This window comes from Streptomyces sp. NPDC044003, assembly GCF_056435185.1.
The window spans coordinates 330,819-346,766 of record NZ_JBWKFA010000008.1; the positions used below are offsets into that span (position 1 = coordinate 330,819).

Annotated in this window: 12 protein-coding genes; 4 read left to right on the top strand and 8 right to left on the bottom strand. The window is 72.5% G+C overall.

Going from position 1 to position 15,948, the window contains the following annotated elements; translation table 11 throughout:
• Positions 1 to 108: 108 nt before the first annotated feature.
• Positions 109 to 1,506, bottom strand: coding sequence for a M16 family metallopeptidase (locus tag AC07AW_RS29720; protein ID WP_478818524.1), 1,398 nt, complete (start codon positions 1,504 to 1,506; stop codon positions 109 to 111).
• Positions 1,503 to 2,858, bottom strand: a complete 1,356-nt coding sequence (locus tag AC07AW_RS29725) for a M16 family metallopeptidase (protein ID WP_478818525.1) — start codon at positions 2,856 to 2,858, stop codon at positions 1,503 to 1,505. The genes AC07AW_RS29720 and AC07AW_RS29725 overlap by 4 nt, the downstream gene beginning before the upstream one ends.
• Before the next feature lie 181 nt (positions 2,859 to 3,039).
• Between AC07AW_RS29725 and AC07AW_RS29730 the strand changes: the two genes are divergently transcribed.
• The gene (locus tag AC07AW_RS29730; RefSeq protein ID WP_478818526.1) at positions 3,040 to 5,496 is read left to right on the top strand and encodes a DNA gyrase/topoisomerase IV subunit A; all 2,457 of its coding nucleotides are present in this window, start codon (positions 3,040 to 3,042) and stop codon (positions 5,494 to 5,496) included.
• Between the two features lie 138 nt (positions 5,497 to 5,634).
• On the opposite strand, the gene AC07AW_RS29735 is transcribed toward AC07AW_RS29730, so the two are convergent.
• Positions 5,635 to 6,294, bottom strand: a complete 660-nt coding sequence (locus AC07AW_RS29735) for a TetR/AcrR family transcriptional regulator C-terminal domain-containing protein (protein ID WP_478818527.1) — start codon at positions 6,292 to 6,294, stop codon at positions 5,635 to 5,637.
• Positions 6,295 to 6,398: 104 nt separating this feature from the next.
• Here AC07AW_RS29735 and AC07AW_RS29740 point away from each other — a divergent pair, with 104 nt between their 5' ends.
• Positions 6,399 to 7,868, top strand: coding sequence for an FAD-dependent monooxygenase (locus AC07AW_RS29740; RefSeq protein ID WP_478818622.1), 1,470 nt, complete (start codon positions 6,399 to 6,401; stop codon positions 7,866 to 7,868).
• 86 nt (positions 7,869 to 7,954) lie between these two features.
• Here the strand turns inward: AC07AW_RS29740 and AC07AW_RS29745 are convergent, their stop codons facing one another.
• Positions 7,955 to 9,034: a CobW family GTP-binding protein gene (locus tag AC07AW_RS29745; RefSeq protein ID WP_478818528.1), complete on the bottom strand. Its 1,080-nt coding sequence runs from the start codon at positions 9,032 to 9,034 to the stop codon at positions 7,955 to 7,957.
• A gap of 110 nt (positions 9,035 to 9,144) precedes the next feature.
• Here AC07AW_RS29745 and AC07AW_RS29750 point away from each other — a divergent pair, with 110 nt between their 5' ends.
• Both AC07AW_RS29750 and AC07AW_RS29755 read left to right on the top strand, forming a co-directional pair.
• Positions 9,145 to 10,824 carry a sensor histidine kinase gene (locus AC07AW_RS29750; RefSeq protein WP_478818529.1) on the top strand — a complete coding sequence of 560 codons (1,680 nt, stop codon included), beginning with the start codon at positions 9,145 to 9,147 and terminating at the stop codon, positions 10,822 to 10,824.
• On the top strand, positions 10,821 to 11,510 hold the full coding sequence (locus AC07AW_RS29755; protein ID WP_478818530.1) for a DUF7342 family protein: 690 nt from the start codon (positions 10,821 to 10,823) through the stop codon (positions 11,508 to 11,510). The genes AC07AW_RS29750 and AC07AW_RS29755 overlap by 4 nt, the downstream gene beginning before the upstream one ends.
• Positions 11,511 to 11,559: 49 nt before the next feature.
• Here AC07AW_RS29755 and AC07AW_RS29760 read toward each other — a convergent pair whose 3' ends face one another.
• From AC07AW_RS29760 to AC07AW_RS29775, 4 genes are all read right to left on the bottom strand, one after another.
• Positions 11,560 to 13,152: a solute symporter family protein gene (locus tag AC07AW_RS29760; protein WP_478818531.1), complete on the bottom strand. Its 1,593-nt coding sequence runs from the start codon at positions 13,150 to 13,152 to the stop codon at positions 11,560 to 11,562.
• Positions 13,149 to 13,634 (bottom strand): DUF485 domain-containing protein, encoded by a 486-nt coding sequence (locus AC07AW_RS29765; protein ID WP_478818532.1) that lies wholly within the window; start codon positions 13,632 to 13,634, stop codon positions 13,149 to 13,151. The genes AC07AW_RS29760 and AC07AW_RS29765 overlap by 4 nt, the downstream gene beginning before the upstream one ends.
• A gap of 98 nt (positions 13,635 to 13,732) precedes the next feature.
• Complete coding sequence (locus AC07AW_RS29770; protein WP_478818533.1) at positions 13,733 to 14,617, bottom strand: response regulator; 885 nt, start codon at positions 14,615 to 14,617, stop codon at positions 13,733 to 13,735.
• Complete coding sequence (locus AC07AW_RS29775) at positions 14,614 to 15,789, bottom strand: sensor histidine kinase (protein ID WP_478818534.1); 1,176 nt, start codon at positions 15,787 to 15,789, stop codon at positions 14,614 to 14,616. Before AC07AW_RS29775 ends, AC07AW_RS29770 begins: the two co-directional genes overlap by 4 nt.
• Between the last annotated feature and the right edge of the window lie 159 nt (positions 15,790 to 15,948).

The window sequence follows — 15,948 nt, forward strand, 5'->3', positions numbered from 1 at the left end:
AGACATGCCACAGGGCAAACGATCACTCTTACCTGCAATACGGACAAAGCGGAGGACCCCGACGAACTAGGTCGTCAGGGTCCTCCTGTTGTCGCCTCGGGGCCGGAATCAGCCCGTCACGACGGTCACTTCACCGATGCCGAGGGCGCGCACCGGCTCCGCGATCTGCGCCGCGTCGCCGACGAGGACGGTGACGAGGCGGTCCACCGGGAAGGCGCTGACCACGGCGGCCGTCGCCTCGACCGTGCCGGTCTCCGCCAGGCGCGCGTACAACTGGGCCTGGAAGTCGTCCGGGAGGTGCTGCTCCACCTGGTCGGCGAGCGTCCCGGCGACGGAGGCGGCCGTCTCGTACTTGAGGGGTGCCACGCCCACCAGGTTCTGCACGGCCGTCTCGCGCTCGGCGTCGGTGAGGCCCTCGGCTGCGAGCGTGCGCAGCACCTTCCACAGGTCCTCAAGTGCCGGGCCGGTGTTGGGGGTGTCGAAGGATCCGCTGATGGCGAGCATCGCGGCGCCGTTCCCCTCGGCGTCCGAGCGGAGCACCTGACCGAAGGCCCGCACGCCGTACGTGTAGCCCTTCTCCTCGCGCAGGACCCGGTCCAGACGCGAGGTCAGGGTGCCGCCGAGGCAGTACGTGCCGAGGACCTGGGCCGGCCAGACGCGGTCGTGCCGGTCCGGGCCGATCCGGCCGATGAGCAGCTGCGTCTGCACGGCGCCGGGACGGTCCACGATGACGACCCGTCCGCTGTCGTCGGCGGTGATCGGCGGCATCGGGAGCGGCTCGGCCGGCTCACCGGTCCAGGCGCCCAGCGTCTCGGCGAGGACCTTGTCGAGGTCGACGCCCGTCAGGTCGCCGACGACCACGGCGGTGGCCGTGCCGGGCCGCACGTGCGCCTCGAAGAAGGCGCGGACGGCGGCGGCGTCGATCGCGGCGACGGTCTCCTCGGTGCCCTGGCGCGGCCGGGACATCCGGGACTCGGCCGGGAACAGCTCCTTGGAGAGCTGCTTGGCGGCGCGGCGGGCCGGGTTGGCCGTCTCGTGCGGGATCTCGTCGAGACGGTTGCGCACCAGCCGCTCGACCTCGGTGTCGAGGAACGCCGGGGCGATCAGGGCCTCGGAGATCAGGCCGAGCGCCTTGGGCAGCCGGGAGACCGGGACCTCCAGGGAGACCCGTACGCCCGGGTGGTCGGCGTGCGCGTCGAGCGTGGCGCCGCAGCGCTCCAGCTCGGCCGCGAACTCCTCGGCGCTGTGCTCGTCGGTGCCCTCGGAGAGCGCGCGGGCCATGATGGTGGCCACACCGTCGAGACCGGTGGGCTCGGCGTCCAGCGGGGCGGGCAGGAAGATCTCCACGGCGACGACCTGCTGGCCGGGGCGGTGGCTGGTGAGCACGGTCAGACCGTTGTCCAGCTTCCCCCGGTCAGGGGCCGGGAAGGCCCACGGCTTCGCGGTGCCCGGCCGGGGCTGCGGGTGGAAGTCCATGCTCGTCAAAGACACGGCGGCGTCGGTCACTGGTCCGCTCCCTCTTCGTCATCGCCGTCGGCGTGGTCGCTCTGCTCGGTCGCCAGGGGCTCGTAGACGAGCACCGCGCGGTTGTCGGGGCGCAGCTTGGCCGCGGCGACCGCCTGCACCTCCTCGGCGGTGATGTCCAGGACACGGTCGACGGCGGTCAGGGCGAGCTGCGGGTCGCCGAACAGCACGGCGAACCGGCACAGTTCGTCCGCGCGGCCCGCGACGGTGCCGAGCCGGTCCAGCCACTCGCGCTCCAACTGGGCCTGCGCGCGCTCCATCTCCTCGGGCGTGGGACCCTCGGCGGCGAACCGGGCGAGCTCCTCGTCGACGGCCGCCTCGATCTGCGGGACCTCGACGCCTCCGGACGTCTTGACGTCCAGCCAGCCGAGCGAGGGCGCCCCGGCGAGCCGCAGCAGGCCGAAGCCGGCGGCGACGGCCGTACGGTCGCGGCGGACCAGACGGTTGTGCAGGCGGGAGGACTCCCCGCCGCCCAGGACCGTCAGGGCCAGGTCGGCGGCGTCGCACGCGCGCGTGCCGTCGTGCGGCAGCCGGTAGGCGGCCATCAGCGCGCGCGCCGGGACCTCCTCCTCGACGACCTCGCGCAGCTGCTCGCCGATGACCTCGGGCAGGTCGCCGGGGCGCGGCTCGGGCTTGCCGTCGTGCGCGGGGATGGAGCCGAAGTACTTCTCGACCCAGGCGAGCGTCTGCACCGGGTCGATGTCCCCGACGACGGACAGCACGGCGTTGTTCGGGGCGTAGTACGTGCGGAAGAAGTTCCGCGCGTCCTCCAGGGTCGCCGCGTCCAGGTCGGCCATGGAGCCGATCGGCGTGTGGTGGTACGGGTGGCCCTCCGGGTAGGCGAGGGCGGTCAGCTTCTCGAAGGCCGTGCCGTACGGCACGTTGTCGTAGCGCTGGCGGCGCTCGTTCTTGACGACGTCCCGCTGGTTCTCCATGGACTCGTCGTCCAGGGCGGCGAGCAGCGAGCCCATGCGGTCGGCCTCCAGCCAGAGCGCGAGCTCCAGCTGGTGCGTGGGCATGGTCTCGAAGTAGTTGGTGCGCTCGAAGCTCGTCGTGCCGTTGAGCGAGCCGCCGGCACCCTGGACCAGCTCGAAGTGGCCGTTCCCGTGCACCTGCTTCGAGCCCTGGAACATCAGGTGCTCGAAGAGGTGGGCGAGGCCCGTGCGGCCCTTGACCTCGTGACGCGAGCCGACGTCGTACCAGAGGCAGACCGCGGCGACCGGGGTCAGGTGGTCCTCGGAGAGCACCACGCGCAGGCCGTTCGCCAACCGGTGCTCGGTCGCTGTCAGGCCGCCGGAGCCGGCCTCGGCCGTGGCCGTGTGACCCATGGGCATGTACGTCCCTTCGATCGCGATGTGAAAAAGTCCTGCCACTGTATGCAAGCGCGCCGACACCTGGCGAAGTTCCCGAGCCTTCGTGATGTCCCTCTTCCGGGTCGCGGTCGGCGTTGTCGGTGGCACGGTCCACAATGGTCCGCGTCAGATCAACCTTGTTGGTGAAGGAGCCGCAGCCGCGATGGCCCGCCGCAGCACGAAGACACCGCCGCCGGACGACGCGTACGAGGAGAGGATCCTCGACATCGACGTGGTCGACGAGATGCAGGGCTCCTTCCTCGAGTACGCGTACTCGGTGATCTACTCGCGCGCCCTCCCCGACGCCCGCGACGGCATGAAGCCCGTGCAGCGCCGCATCGTCTACCAGATGGGCGAGATGGGGCTCCGCCCCGACCGCGGCTTCGTCAAGTGCGCCCGCGTCGTCGGCGAGGTGATGGGCAAGCTCCACCCGCACGGCGACGCGTCGATCTACGACGCGATGGTCCGCATGGCACAGCCCTTCTCCATGCGCCTCCCGCTCGTCGACGGTCACGGCAACTTCGGTTCCCTGGGCAACGACGACCCGCCGGCCGCCATGCGGTACACCGAGTCGCGGATGGCCCCGGCCGCGCTCCTCATGACCGAGTCCATCGACGAGGACACGGTCGACTTCACGCCGAACTACGACGGCCAGGAGCAGGAGCCGGTGGCGCTTCCCGCCGCCTACCCGAACCTGCTGGTCAACGGCGCGTCCGGGATCGCCGTCGGCATGGCGACGAACATGCCCCCGCACAACCTCGGCGAGGTCGTCGCGGCCGCCCGCCACCTGATCCGCCACCCGAACGCCGACCTCGAGACGCTGATGCGCTTCGTGCCCGGCCCCGACCTGCCGACCGGCGGCCGGATCGTCGGCCTGTCCGGCATCAAGGACGCGTACCAGTCGGGCCGCGGCTCCTTCAAGATCCGCGCCACCGCGACCGTGGAGACCGTGACGGCCCGCCGCAAGGGCATCGTCGTCACCGAGCTGCCCTTCACCGTCGGCCCCGAGAAGGTCGTCTCCAAGATCAAGGACCTGGTCGGCTCCAAGAAGCTCCAGGGCATCGCGGACGTCAAGGACCTCACCGACCGCAGCCACGGCCTCCGCCTGGTCATCGAGATCAAGAACGGCTTCGTGCCCGAGGCGGTCCTGGAGCAGCTCTACAAGCTGACGCCGATGGAGGAGTCCTTCGGCATCAACAACGTGGCGCTGGTCGACGGTCAGCCGCTCACCCTCGGCCTCAAGGAGCTTCTCGAGGTCTACCTCGACCACCGTTTCGAGGTCGTCCGGCGGCGCTCCGAGTTCCGCCGCACCAAGAAGAGCGACCGGCTCCACCTGGTCGAGGGTCTCCTCGTCGCGCTGCTCGACATCGACGAGGTCATCCGGCTCATCCGGGAGAGCGAGAACTCCGCCCAGGCCAAGGAGCGCCTGATGGAGCGCTTCTCGCTGAGCGAGATCCAGACGCAGTACATCCTGGACACCCCGCTGCGCCGCCTCACCAAGTTCGACCGCCTTGAACTGGAGAGCGAGCGCGACCGCCTCACCGGCGAGATCGACGAGCTGACCGGGATCCTCGAGTCCGACGCCGAGCTGCGCAAGCTGGTGTCGGCGGAGCTGGCCGCCGTCTCCAAGAAGTTCGCCACGGACCGGCGGACGGTCCTCCTCGAGTCGGCCGGCGCGCCCGTCGCTGCGGTGTCCCTGGAGGTCGCGGACGACCCGTGCCGGGTGCTGCTCTCCTCGACGGGCCTGCTGGCCCGCACGGTGACCGAGCACCTCCCGCCCGTGACGGACGGCAAGAGGGCCAAGCACGACGTGATCGTCTCGACGGTCGCGGCGACCCAGCGCGGTGACGTCGGCGCGGTGACCTCGGCCGGCCGGCTGCTGCGGATCGCGGTGATCGACCTGCCGCAGCTGCCGGACACCGCGAGCGCGCCGAACCTGGCGGGCGGCGCGCCGCTGTCCGAGTTCCTCTCCCTGGAGACGGACGAGACGGTGGTCTGCCTGACCACGCTGGAGGAGTCCTCGCCGGGCCTCGCCCTCGGCACGCTCCAGGGCGTGGTGAAGCGCGTGGTGCCGGACTACCCGGCGAACAAGGACGAGCTGGAGGTCATCACCCTCAAGGACGGTGACCGGATCGTCGGCGGAACGGAGCTGCGGACGGGCGAGGAGGACCTGGTCTTCATCACCTCCGACGCCCAGCTGCTGCGCTACCAGGCCTCGCAGGTGCGGCCCCAGGGCCGACCCGCAGGCGGCATGGCGGGCATCAAGCTGGCGGAGGGGGCCGCGGTCCTGTCGTTCACCGCGGTGGACCCGGCGGCCGACGCGGTGGTGTTCACGGTGGCCGGTGCCTCCGGCACCCTGGACGCCTCGGCCGGCACCTCGGCGAAGCTCACCCCGTTCGACCAGTACCCGCGCAAGGGCCGGGCGACCGGCGGTGTCCGCTGCCAGCGCTTCCTGAAGGGCGAGGACCTGCTGATCCTGGCCTGGGCGGGGGCCACCCCGGCGCACGCGGCGCAGAAGAACGGCACCCCGGTCGAGCTTCCCGAGCTCGACCCGCGCCGCGACGGCTCGGGCACGCCGCTGGCGAAGCCGGTGGACGTGCTGGCCGGTCCGACGAACTAGCCGGTCCCCGCGTTCCGTTTCGTACGCCCCCTGTTCCGCGCCGTCGCGCGGGGCGGGGGGCGTCGTCGTGTCACGCGCCGGGCGCGCAGGTCGCCTGGATCCCGGCGACGATCAGGCGCAGCCCCTCCCGTCGTCGTGTCACGCGCCGGGCGCGTAGGTCGCCTGGATCCCGGCGACGATCAGGCGCAGTCCCTCCTCGAAGCGGCTGTCGTAGTCGGTGAAGATCTCCGCCCCGGCGGCGGCCGCGAGCGGGAATGCGGCGAGGCGTTCCGCGCGCTCGTCGACGTCGAAGCCCTCACGTGTCTGTCCGGGCTCGACTTCGGTGCCCTGTTCCTCGGTGACGAAACCGAGTGTGTACATGTACGCGGTGGTGCTGGCCCGCACCGCGTCGCGCAGCGAGAAACCCGCCTCGACGAGGGCGCGGAGCTGCTCCTCCATGTCGGCGGCGTGGTCGGTGCCGGTGAAGCGGGCGCCGCTGTAGACCTTGGCGCCGTCGCGGTAGCGCAGCAGCCCGGCGCGCAGGCCCCGGTTGACCGCGAGGATCCGCTCCTGCCAGCTCACGTCACCGGGCGGCCGGGCCGCGGGGTCGGCGACCATCTGCCGGTACATCACGGTCGCCATCTCGTCGAGCAGCGCCTGCTTGTTCTTGAAGTGCCAGTAGAGCGCGGGCGCCTGGACGTGCAGCTCCTGGGCGATGGCGCGCAGCGTGAGTCCTTCGAGACCGCGCTCGTTCAGCAGGCGCAGGGCGGTCTCCGCCACCGTCTCGGGTTGCAGCCGGGTCGTCTTCTTGGTCACCACCCCGTCACGTTATCCCCTTGACAACTTAACGGCGTTAAGGGGATGCTCGACCCATCGGAACTTAACGGCGTTAAGGACACGGAGGCAGGGACGTGAGCACGGACATGGACACGGATGTCGTCATCGTCGGAGCGGGGCCCACGGGACTGGTGCTCGCCATCGACCTGGCCCGCCGGGGCGTGCGCGCCCTCCTGGTCGAGAAGGCCGACCGCCTCTTCCCCGGCTCGCGGGGCAAGGGGCTCCAGCCGCGCAGCCAGGAGGTGCTCGACGACCTCGGCGTGCTGCCCGCGATCCGGGCGGCGGGGTCTCCCTATCCGCGGATGCTCGGCTGGGAGGGCGCCGAGCGTCAGGGCGAATGGGACATGATGGAGCGCTCCGAGCCGACCGAGCAGGTGCCGTACGCCGAGATACTGCTGATCCCGCAGTCCCGCACCCAGGAGGTGCTGTACGAGCGCCTGGTGGAGCTCGGCGGGGACGTCCTCTTCGGCACCGCCCTGACAGGGCTGCGCCAGTCCGAGGAGGGGGTCGAGGCGGAGCTCTCCACCGGCGAGACGGTGCGGGCGTCCTATCTGGTGGCGTCCGACGGCGGGCGCTCCACCGTCCGCAAGGCGCTCGGCATCGGGATGACGGGCGAGACCGTCGACCCCCGTCCGATGCTCGTCGCGGACCTCCGCCTCGCCCCCGACACGATCGTCGACCGCGGCAACTGGCACATCTGGCCCAAGGCGCCGGGCGGCGGCACGGCGCTGTGCCCGCTGCCCGGGGGCGACCAGTTCCAGCTGATCGCCGCGTTCGAGGACGAGGCCGCGGTCGTGGACACCACGCCCGAAGCGGTACGCGCACTCGTCGCCGCCCGGACCCCGCTGGCCGAGGCGGACGTCGTCGAGGTCGTGTGGGCCTCCGACTTCCGCGCGCGGGCCGCGATGGCGGACCGGTTCCGCGACGGCCGGGTCTTCCTCGCGGGCGACGCGGCCCACGTGCACTCCCCCGCGGGCGGCCAGGGCCTCAACACCAGCGTCCAGGACGCGTACAACCTCGGCTGGAAGCTCGGCCAGGTGCTGCGCCACGGCGCCCCGGCCGCGCTGCTCGACTCGTACGAGGCAGAGCGGCAGCCGATCGCGGCCGACGTCCTCGGCATCAGCACCCGCATCCACCGGGCCAGTTCCGAAGGCGAGGGCACCCAGCGCGGCGCGGAGGTCCAGCAGCTCGGCCTCGGATACCGGGACTCCACGCTCGCCGTGGAGACCCGCGACGGGCTCGCCGACGACGCGCTGCGCGCCGGCGACCGCGCTCCGGACGGTCCGTGCGGCGAGGGCCGGCTCTTCGACCTGTTCCGGGGGCCGCACTTCACGCTGCTGGCGGTCGGCGTCCCGCTCCCGGCGTCGGCGCCGGAGCAGCTGCGCACGGCCCGTCTCGCCGCGTACGAGCCGTACGGCACGGGGCTCTTCCTGATACGTCCCGACGGCTACGTGGGCTGGGCCGGCACCACCGCCGACGGCCTCGACGACTACCTCACGACGGTCGGCGGCGGTCGCCAGGAGAGCGTCAGGACCCGCGTCCCGACCGACGCGTGACGCTCCGGTACGGATCCGTCTCGCCCGCACGGGAGAGGCGGATCCGCACCGCTGGGCCGCGCTGGATCCCGATTTCCGGGACCGCCCTAGCCGGCCCGGTCCGCCTCGGCCGCCGTCTCCGTCTCCGGCTCGTCCTCGCTGCCGGACACATACCGCAGGACGCCCCACATGGCGTGCTCGTCCGGGTCGTCCTGCGGGCCGTTCAGCTCGCAGCCGGCGAGCTCCTTGCGCAGGGCCGCCGCGTCGATGCCGGAGCCGATGAGGACGAGCTGGGTGAGGCGTTCCTCGCCGGCGGGCCAGGGCTCCGGGTAGAAGCGCAGGAAGCGGCCGACCGCGTGCACGGTGTAGCGGTTGGCCGGGTCGGCGGGGCCGAGGTCGACGAAGCCCTTGATCCGGTAGAGACCCTCGGGGCGCGAGTCGAGGAAGGCCATCAGGCGGCGCGGGTGCAGCGGTGTCGAGGCCGTCACCGACAGGCTCTCGTAGGCCGCGTGCGGATGGGCCTGACCGTCGTCCTCGGAGCCGTACAGAATGTCCTCGATCGACATCTGGCCCTCGATCTCCCCCTCCGGTGCGACCCGGTCGAAGAGCAGCTCCGGATCGACGCGCCCGTGCGAGGCCTCGACCACGGCGGCGCGGCCGGCGAGCCCGGCCACCGTCTCCCGTACGCCCCGCAGCTCGTCCTCGGGCACCCGGTCGGCCTTGTTGACGACGACGAGGTCGGCGAGGCCGAGGTGCCGGTCGGTCCCCGGATGCCGCTGCCGGGTGGCCGCGAACTCGGACGCGTCGACGACCTGCACCAGCCCTCCGTACACGACCCGCTCGTTCTCGCTGGCCAGCACCATGCGGACCAGCTCCTCCGGCTCCGCGAGCCCGCTCGCCTCGATCACGATCACATCGAGCCGGGACTCGGGCCGGGTCAGGACCTCCAGGTACTCGTCGAGCTCGCCGGCGTCGACGGCGCAGCACAGGCAGCCGTTGCCGAGGGAGACGGTGGAGCCGACCTGGCCGGCGACGGTCATCGCGTCGATGCCGATGTCCCCGAAGTCGTTGACCATGACTCCGATACGGGTGCCCCGGGCGCTGCGCAGCAGATGGTTGAGGAGCGTGGTCTTCCCCGCCCCGAGAAACCCGGCGAGGACGACGACAGGGATCTGCTGCGTGGTCAAGGGACGTGCCTCCGGTTCCTCGAGTCCCACGGCCGTGGGAAACCCCCAGAATAGGCGCCCGTTCCGTCACCATTTCCGGTCACGGCGCGCGGCCGTTTACCTTTTCGGGCATGAGCCCCGCACAGAGCAGCCCCCCGCGCCCCCGCGCGCGCCGCCGGCGGTTCGGGTGGCCGCAGCGGGTGTTCTCGCAGGTCCTGCTGATGCAGCTGGCCATCGCGACCGGTGTGACCGTCCTGGCCACCGGCCTCTTCCTCGCCCCGCTGAGCGCGCAGCTCGACGACCAGGCCATGCGGCGGGCCCTGGCCATCGCCGGGACCACCGCGTCGCCCCGGCTCGCCGCGGACCTCACCGGCAGCCGGCCGTCCGCGCGGGGCCCGGTGCAGACGGAGGCCGAGCGGATCAGGACCTCCACGGGCGCCGAGTACGTGGTGGTCATGGACACGCACGGGGTGCGCTGGTCGCACACCGACCCCGCCCAGATCGGCCGGGTCGTCTCCACCGACCCGAGCGCCGTCCTCGCCGGGCACGAGGTCATGGAGATCGACAGCGGCACCCTGGGCCGCTCGGCGCGCGGCAAGGCACCGCTGCGGGACGCCGACGGGCGCATCGTCGGCGCGGTCTCCGTCGGCATCGAGTACGACAGCGTCCGCGACCGGCTCCTCGCCGCGATCCCCGGCCTCCTCGCCTACGCGGGCGGCGCGCTCGCGGCCGGAGCACTCGCCGCGTACCTGATCTCCCGGCGGCTCCAGCGACAGACCCACGACCTGGCCTTCTCCGACATCTCCGCGCTGCTCGCCGAACGCGAGGCCATGCTGCACGGCATCCGGGAGGGCGTCGTGGCCCTCGACCGCAACGGCTCCGTGCGGCTCATGAACGACGAGGCGCAGCGGCTCCTCGGCCTCGGCCCCGAGGCGGCGGGCAGGCCGCTCGACGAGGTCCTCGGCCGGGGCCGCACCGCCGACGTCCTCGCGGGCCGGGTCACCGGCGAGGACCTGCTCACCGTCCGGGGGCACCGGGTCCTGATCGCCAACCGCATGCCGACGCACGACGGCGGCGCCGTGGCGACCCTCCGCGACCGCACCGAGCTGGAGCGCCTCGGCCGTGAGCTCGACTCCACCCGCGGCCTGATCGACGCGCTCCGCGCCCAGGACCACGAGCACGCCAACCGGCTGCACACCCTCCTCGGGCTCCTGGAGTTGGAGATGCACGAGGAGGCGGTCGAGTTCGTCACGGAGGTCGTCGGCGTGCACCGGGCCACCGCCGAGCAGGTCACGGAGAAGGTCCACGACCCGCTCCTCGCCGCGCTCCTCGTCGGGAAGGCGACCGTCGCCGCCGAGCGCGGGGTCTCGCTGCGGCTCGCGCCCGACTCCCTGCTGCCCGACCGGCTCGTCGATCCGCGCGAACTGGTCACCGTCGTCGGCAACCTCGTCGACAACGCCCTGGACGCCGCCGCCGGCACCCCCGGCGCCCGCATCGAGGTCTCCTTCCGCGCCGAGGGCCGTACGGTGGTGCTGCGGGTCTCGGACAGCGGCCCGGGCGTCCCGGAGGAGCGCCGCGAACTGATCTTCACCGAGGGCTGGACGACGAAGGAGCTGCCGTCCCACGGCAAGCGCGGGCTCGGCCTCGCCCTGGTGCGCCGGCTCGCCGAGCGCCGGGGCGGCACCGCCGAGGTGGCCGACGGGCCGGAGAGCGGCGCCGTGTTCACGGTCGTCCTCCCCGACGCCCTGACCGAACCGGAGACCGCCGAGCCGGCCCAGGCTTCGGAGCGCGCGGAGGAGGCGTCGCGATGATCGACGTACTCGTGGTGGACGACGACGAGCGTGTGGCACGGATCAACGCCGCCTACGTCGCCAAGGTGCCCGGCTTCCGGGTCGTCGCCACCGCCCACTCGACCGCCGAGGCGCTCGCCGCCCTGGACGGACAGCCGGTGGACCTGATCCTCCTGGATCACTACCTGCCCGACGAGAACGGGCTCGCGGCGGTACGCGAACTCCGCACGCGCGGCCACCAGTGCGACGTGATCATGGTGACGGCGGCCCGTGACGTGGCCACCGTGCAGTCGGCGATGCGGCACGGCGCGCTCCAGTACCTCGTCAAGCCGTTCAACTTCGCCGGGCTCCGCGCCAAGCTGGAGGCGTACGCGACGCTCCGCCGCACCCTGGAGAACGGCGGCGAGGCGGAGCAGGCCGAGGTGGACCGCATCTTCGGCGTCCTGGCGGCGGGCGCCGTCGCCCCCGACCTGCCCAAGGGCCACTCCCCCACGACGGCCGAGCTGGTCCGGCAGGTACTGCTCGCGGCCGACGGCCCGCTGTCCACGCAGGAGATCGCCGAGCGGGCCGGCGTCAGCCGCCAGACCGCCCAGCGCTACCTCAAGCTCCTGGAACGCACCGGCCGGGTGCGCCTCTCCCTCCGATACGGCGAGACGGGCCGCCCCGAGCACCGGTACGCCTGGACGAGCTCACCGTCCCCCGGCTGACGCCCGGCCGCCGGGAGGGTCAGCCGGGTGGGGCCCCGCGACGCGACGGTCAGACCGCACCCGCGCCCGTCAGGGCCCGTACCTCGGTCTCCGCGTGCCGGGCCTCGTCGGGCGGCTCGGGCGAGGTGACCGTACCGATCCATCCGGCCAGGAAGCCGAGCGGAATGGAGACCACCCCGGGGTTCTGCAGCGGGAACAGATGGAAGTCGACGCCCGGGAACAGCGATTCCGGGCTGCCGGAGACGACCGGGGAGAGCAGGACCAGCAGCACGGCGGGGATCAGGCCGCCGTACACCGACCAGACCGCACCCCGGGTGGTGAACTTCCGCCAGAACAGCGAGTAGAGCAGCACCGGCAGGTTCGCGGAGGCCGCGACGGCGAAGGCCAGACCGACGAGGAAGGCCACGTTGAGGTCGCGGGCGAGCAGCCCGAGGCCGATGGCCGCCGCGCCGATCCCGGCGGCGGCGACCCGGGCCACGGCCACCTCGCTGTACTGCTTCGCGTGCCGGTGGCGCAGTGAGGCGTACAGGTCGTGGGCGACGGAGGCCGAGGAGGCCAGCGTGATCCCCGCGACGACGGCGAGGATGGTCGCGAAGGCGACGGCGGCGACGATCGCGAAGAGCACCGTGCCGCCCGTGGAGCCCGCGCCGCCGCCGAGATCGAGGGCGAGCAGCGGCACGGCCGTGTTCCCGGAGGCGTTGGACGCGCGGACCGCGTCGGGGCCGATCAGCGCGGCCGCGCCGAAGCCGAGCACGATCGTCATCAGATAGAAGCCGCCGATGAGCCCGATGGACCAGACGACGGAGCGACGGGCGGCGCGGGCGGTCGGCACGGTGTAGAAGCGCGACAGGATGTGCGGCAGTCCCGCGGTGCCCAGGACGAGGGCGAGGCCGAGGCTGATGAAGTCGAGGCGGGCCGTCCAGTCCCCGCCGTAACGCAGCCCGGGGGCGAGGAAGCCCAGGCCGTGCCCGCTGCGTTCGGCCGCGGTGGACAGCAGGCTGTTCACATCGCCGTGGAACCGGAACAGCACGAGGACGGTGAGCGCGATCGTGCCCGCCATGAGCAGGACCGCCTTGACGATCTGGATCCAGGTCGTGGCCCGCATGCCGCCCAGCGACACATAGATCACCATCAGCGCGCCCACGCCGATCACCGTCCACGAGCGCGCCGCCTCGCTGGAACCGCCGAGCAGCAGCGCCACCAGGCTCCCGGCACCCACCATCTGGGCCACGAGGTACAGCACGGAGACGGCCACCGAGGACGTTCCGGCGGCGATCCGCACCGGCCGCTCCGCCATCCGCGCGGCGACGACATCGGCCAGGGTGAACCGCCCGCAGTTGCGCACCAGTTCGGCGACCAGCAGGAGCACGACCAGCCAGGCGACGAGGAACCCGACGGAGTACAGCATGCCGTCGTAGCCGTAGAGCGCGATCAGCCCGGAGATACCGAGGAACGAGGCCGCGGACATGTAGTCCCCGGCGATGGCGAACCCGTTCTCCAGGGGCGAGAACAGCCGTCCGCCGGCATAGAACTCCTCCGCCGAACCGTGCCGGTGCCGGCTCACCCAGGTCGTGATCCCCAGGGTCACAGCGACGAACACGCTGAACAGCACGAGCGCCAGGGTCTGGTGGTCTCCGGTCACGGCTGCACCACCCCTCGGGTCATCTCCTGCGTGTCCCAGCGCAGTTCCAGAGCGGCCCGGTCCCTGCGGAGGCGCGCGTGGCGCGTGTACGCCCACGTCAGCAGGAAGGTGCTGAGGAACTGGCCCAGCCCCGCGACCATCGCCACGTTGACCACCCCGGCCACCGGCCGGGCCATGAGTCCGGGCGCGGCGGTCGCCGCCACCACATAGGCGAGGTACCAGAGGAGGAACGCCAGGGTGGCCGGGAAGACGAACCGGCGGTAGCGGCTGCGCACTTCCTGGAAGGCGGGGCTCCGCTGGACCTCCAGATAGATCTCCGCCGCACTGTGGACCCGCTGTCGCGGCACCGCTCCGGGACGGCCGTCGCCGGGCGCTCCGGCCGCCCTCTCCTCACCCCAGCCGGAGGCCGTCGCGTCGTACCAGGGGTCGTCGACCGCCATCGCCGCAGCGTCGCGCCCCTCCTGCTTGTCCACCTGCTCCACCGGCCAACTCTCCTTGTCAGCGAACCGTTTCGGCCGCGTGCCCAAGGATGGACAGAGCGGGAAGATCCCGGACTCTTCTCCCTCCTCACTTCACCAGATCAGGTGACTCTTCTCCCAGGTGCCCTGACCAGACCGTGCTGATATGCGTACCGCACGGCCTGCGCCCGGTCGCGCACCCCGGTCTTGGCGAAGAGGTTGTTGATGTGGGTCTTCACGGTGGCCGTGGAGATCCGCAACCGCCCGGCGATCTCGGGGTTGGAGAGCCCGTCCGCGACCAGCACGAGCACCTCCGTCTCCCGCTCCGTCAGCCCGTCGGCACACGGTCCGACCGAACTGTCCGGACTCCCCGACCGCACCCCGAGGTCGCCACCCGCCACCGCCCCGAGCCCGAACCCGGCCCTGGTCCCGCGCCCGGCCCCGTGCCGCTCGGACCGCACGTCCCGGCCGTCCTGGGCGGCCCGGCCGTCCTGGGCAATCCGGCCGTCCTGGGCGAACCGGCCGTCCTGGGCGAACCGGTGCTCCTGGTGGTCCCGCTCCTCCCGGTCGATCAGCCGCTCAAGGAGTCGCCGCTGCACGGAGGGGGAGAGTCCGGCCCGCCCGTCGATCACATCCCGCACGGCCCGCTCGATCTCCTCCCCACCGGCGTCCTTGGTGAGGTAACCGCGCGCCCCGGCCCGCAGCGCCGGGAACAGCGAGTCGTCGTCGGCAAAGGTGGTCAGCACGACGACCTCCGTCCCCGGGTGCCGGTCGCGGATCCGTCGGGTGGCCTCGACGCCGTCGCAGCGGGGCATCCGCAGATCCATCAGGACGACGTCGGGACCGAGCTCGGCGGTGAGCGCGACCGCCTCCTCCCCGTCCCGGGCCGACCCGACGACCTCGATCCCCGGAAGCAGACCGAGCAGCATCACGATCCCCTCCCGCACGACGGCCTGGTCGTCGGCGACGACGACGCGTGCGACGCGGTCGCCGCCCGCGGCGCTCATGCCGGCACCCGCAGTCGCACCGTGAACCCGGCGCCTTCGGGACCCGCGTCCAAGCTGCCGCCGAGCAGTTCGGCCCGCTCTCTCATGCCGAGCAGTCCGTACCCGGAACCGGAGGACCCGAGCTCCTCCCCCACCCGGCCGCCTTCTTCCGTCCGGGGTGGCCCCGAGTCGCATATCTCCAAGGAGATCTCGTCCGTCCCATAGGCGAACCGGATCCTGGTCCGGGCGCCCGGGGCGTGCTTGCGGACATTGGTGAGCGCCTCCTGCGCCACCCGCCGCACCGCCTGCGAGGCCTCGGCGGGCAGGTCCCGGCGCTCGCCGGTGACAGCGACCTCGGCGCGGTCCTCCCGCGCCAGCTCCCGCAGATAGTCCTCGACCGGCGCCATGTCCCCGCGCAGCGCCGAGAGCGCGTGCCGGGTCTCGGCGAGCCCCTCCCTGGCCATGGAACGGGCCGAGGTCACGAGCTTGAGGATCTCCGCGCGGTCCGCCCCTGCCTCGATCTGAAGCCGTGCGACCTCCAGATGCACCATCTGGGCCGAGAGGCTGTGGGCGAGGACGTCATGTATCTCCCGGGCGATCCTGGCCCGCTCGGCGAGCGCCGCCGAGGCGGCCTCCGCCTCCCGGGCGAGCCGCTCCTGCGCAAGGAGCTGGAACCCGGCACCGCGCGCCTCGGCGTCCAGGCGGAGGGAGTAGCCGGCGAGCAGCACGGCCGCCGTGGTGACACCGGCCCCGAGAATCCCGGTCTCGTCGGCCTCCACGAAGCCGGCCACGAGCACCGCCACGGTGGCCAGCCCCGCGGGGAGCGGCAGCCGTTCCATCGCCATGACGGAGACGACGATCCAGAGCATGGTCGCCGGCGTCGGGGCACCTGCCGCATAGGCGCCCAGGCCGCAGAGCGTGATCACCGCGAGCAGTCCCAGCGAGGCCGCCAGGCGATTCTCGAGGGTCGTGTGGTGATACCGGAGCCCCACCGCCACGCAGAGCCCGAAGCCCAGCGGAGGCAAGGGCGCGTACCAGCCGTCGAACGCTCCCGAGGTGTAACAGCCGGCCACCACCAGGACGCTGAGGCCCGCGATCAGGGTGTGGTCGAGAACGATCCGCCCACGGGGCAGACCGACACGGGTGAGCGCCTCCCGCGAGGGCCAGGAACGCCAGGAGGGCCCGTGCGCCACCGCGCTCCCCGCCCCTGCCCGTTCCGTCGCCCCCGTCGCCGGCTCTGTCCCTGCCCCCGGTCCCGTCCTCGTGCTCGTCCCCGCGCATCCTGGATCGCGCTTCTCGCCCATGTCCGTCCCCCTCCGACACCTCGATGCTACGGAGAGTCGGCGACCATG

Coding starts and splice junctions, on each gene's coding strand:
- AC07AW_RS29725 (WP_478818525.1), bottom strand. CDS start 2,858: ATGCCCATGGGTCACACGGCCACGGCCGAGGCCGGCTCCGGCGGCCTG.
- AC07AW_RS29730 (WP_478818526.1), top strand. CDS start 3,040: ATGGCCCGCCGCAGCACGAAGACACCGCCGCCGGACGACGCGTACGAG.
- AC07AW_RS29740 (WP_478818622.1), top strand. CDS start 6,399: ATGGACACGGATGTCGTCATCGTCGGAGCGGGGCCCACGGGACTGGTG.
- AC07AW_RS29750 (WP_478818529.1), top strand. CDS start 9,145: ATGAGCCCCGCACAGAGCAGCCCCCCGCGCCCCCGCGCGCGCCGCCGG.
- AC07AW_RS29755 (WP_478818530.1), top strand. CDS start 10,821: ATGATCGACGTACTCGTGGTGGACGACGACGAGCGTGTGGCACGGATC.
- AC07AW_RS29770 (WP_478818533.1), bottom strand. CDS start 14,617: ATGAGCGCCGCGGGCGGCGACCGCGTCGCACGCGTCGTCGTCGCCGAC.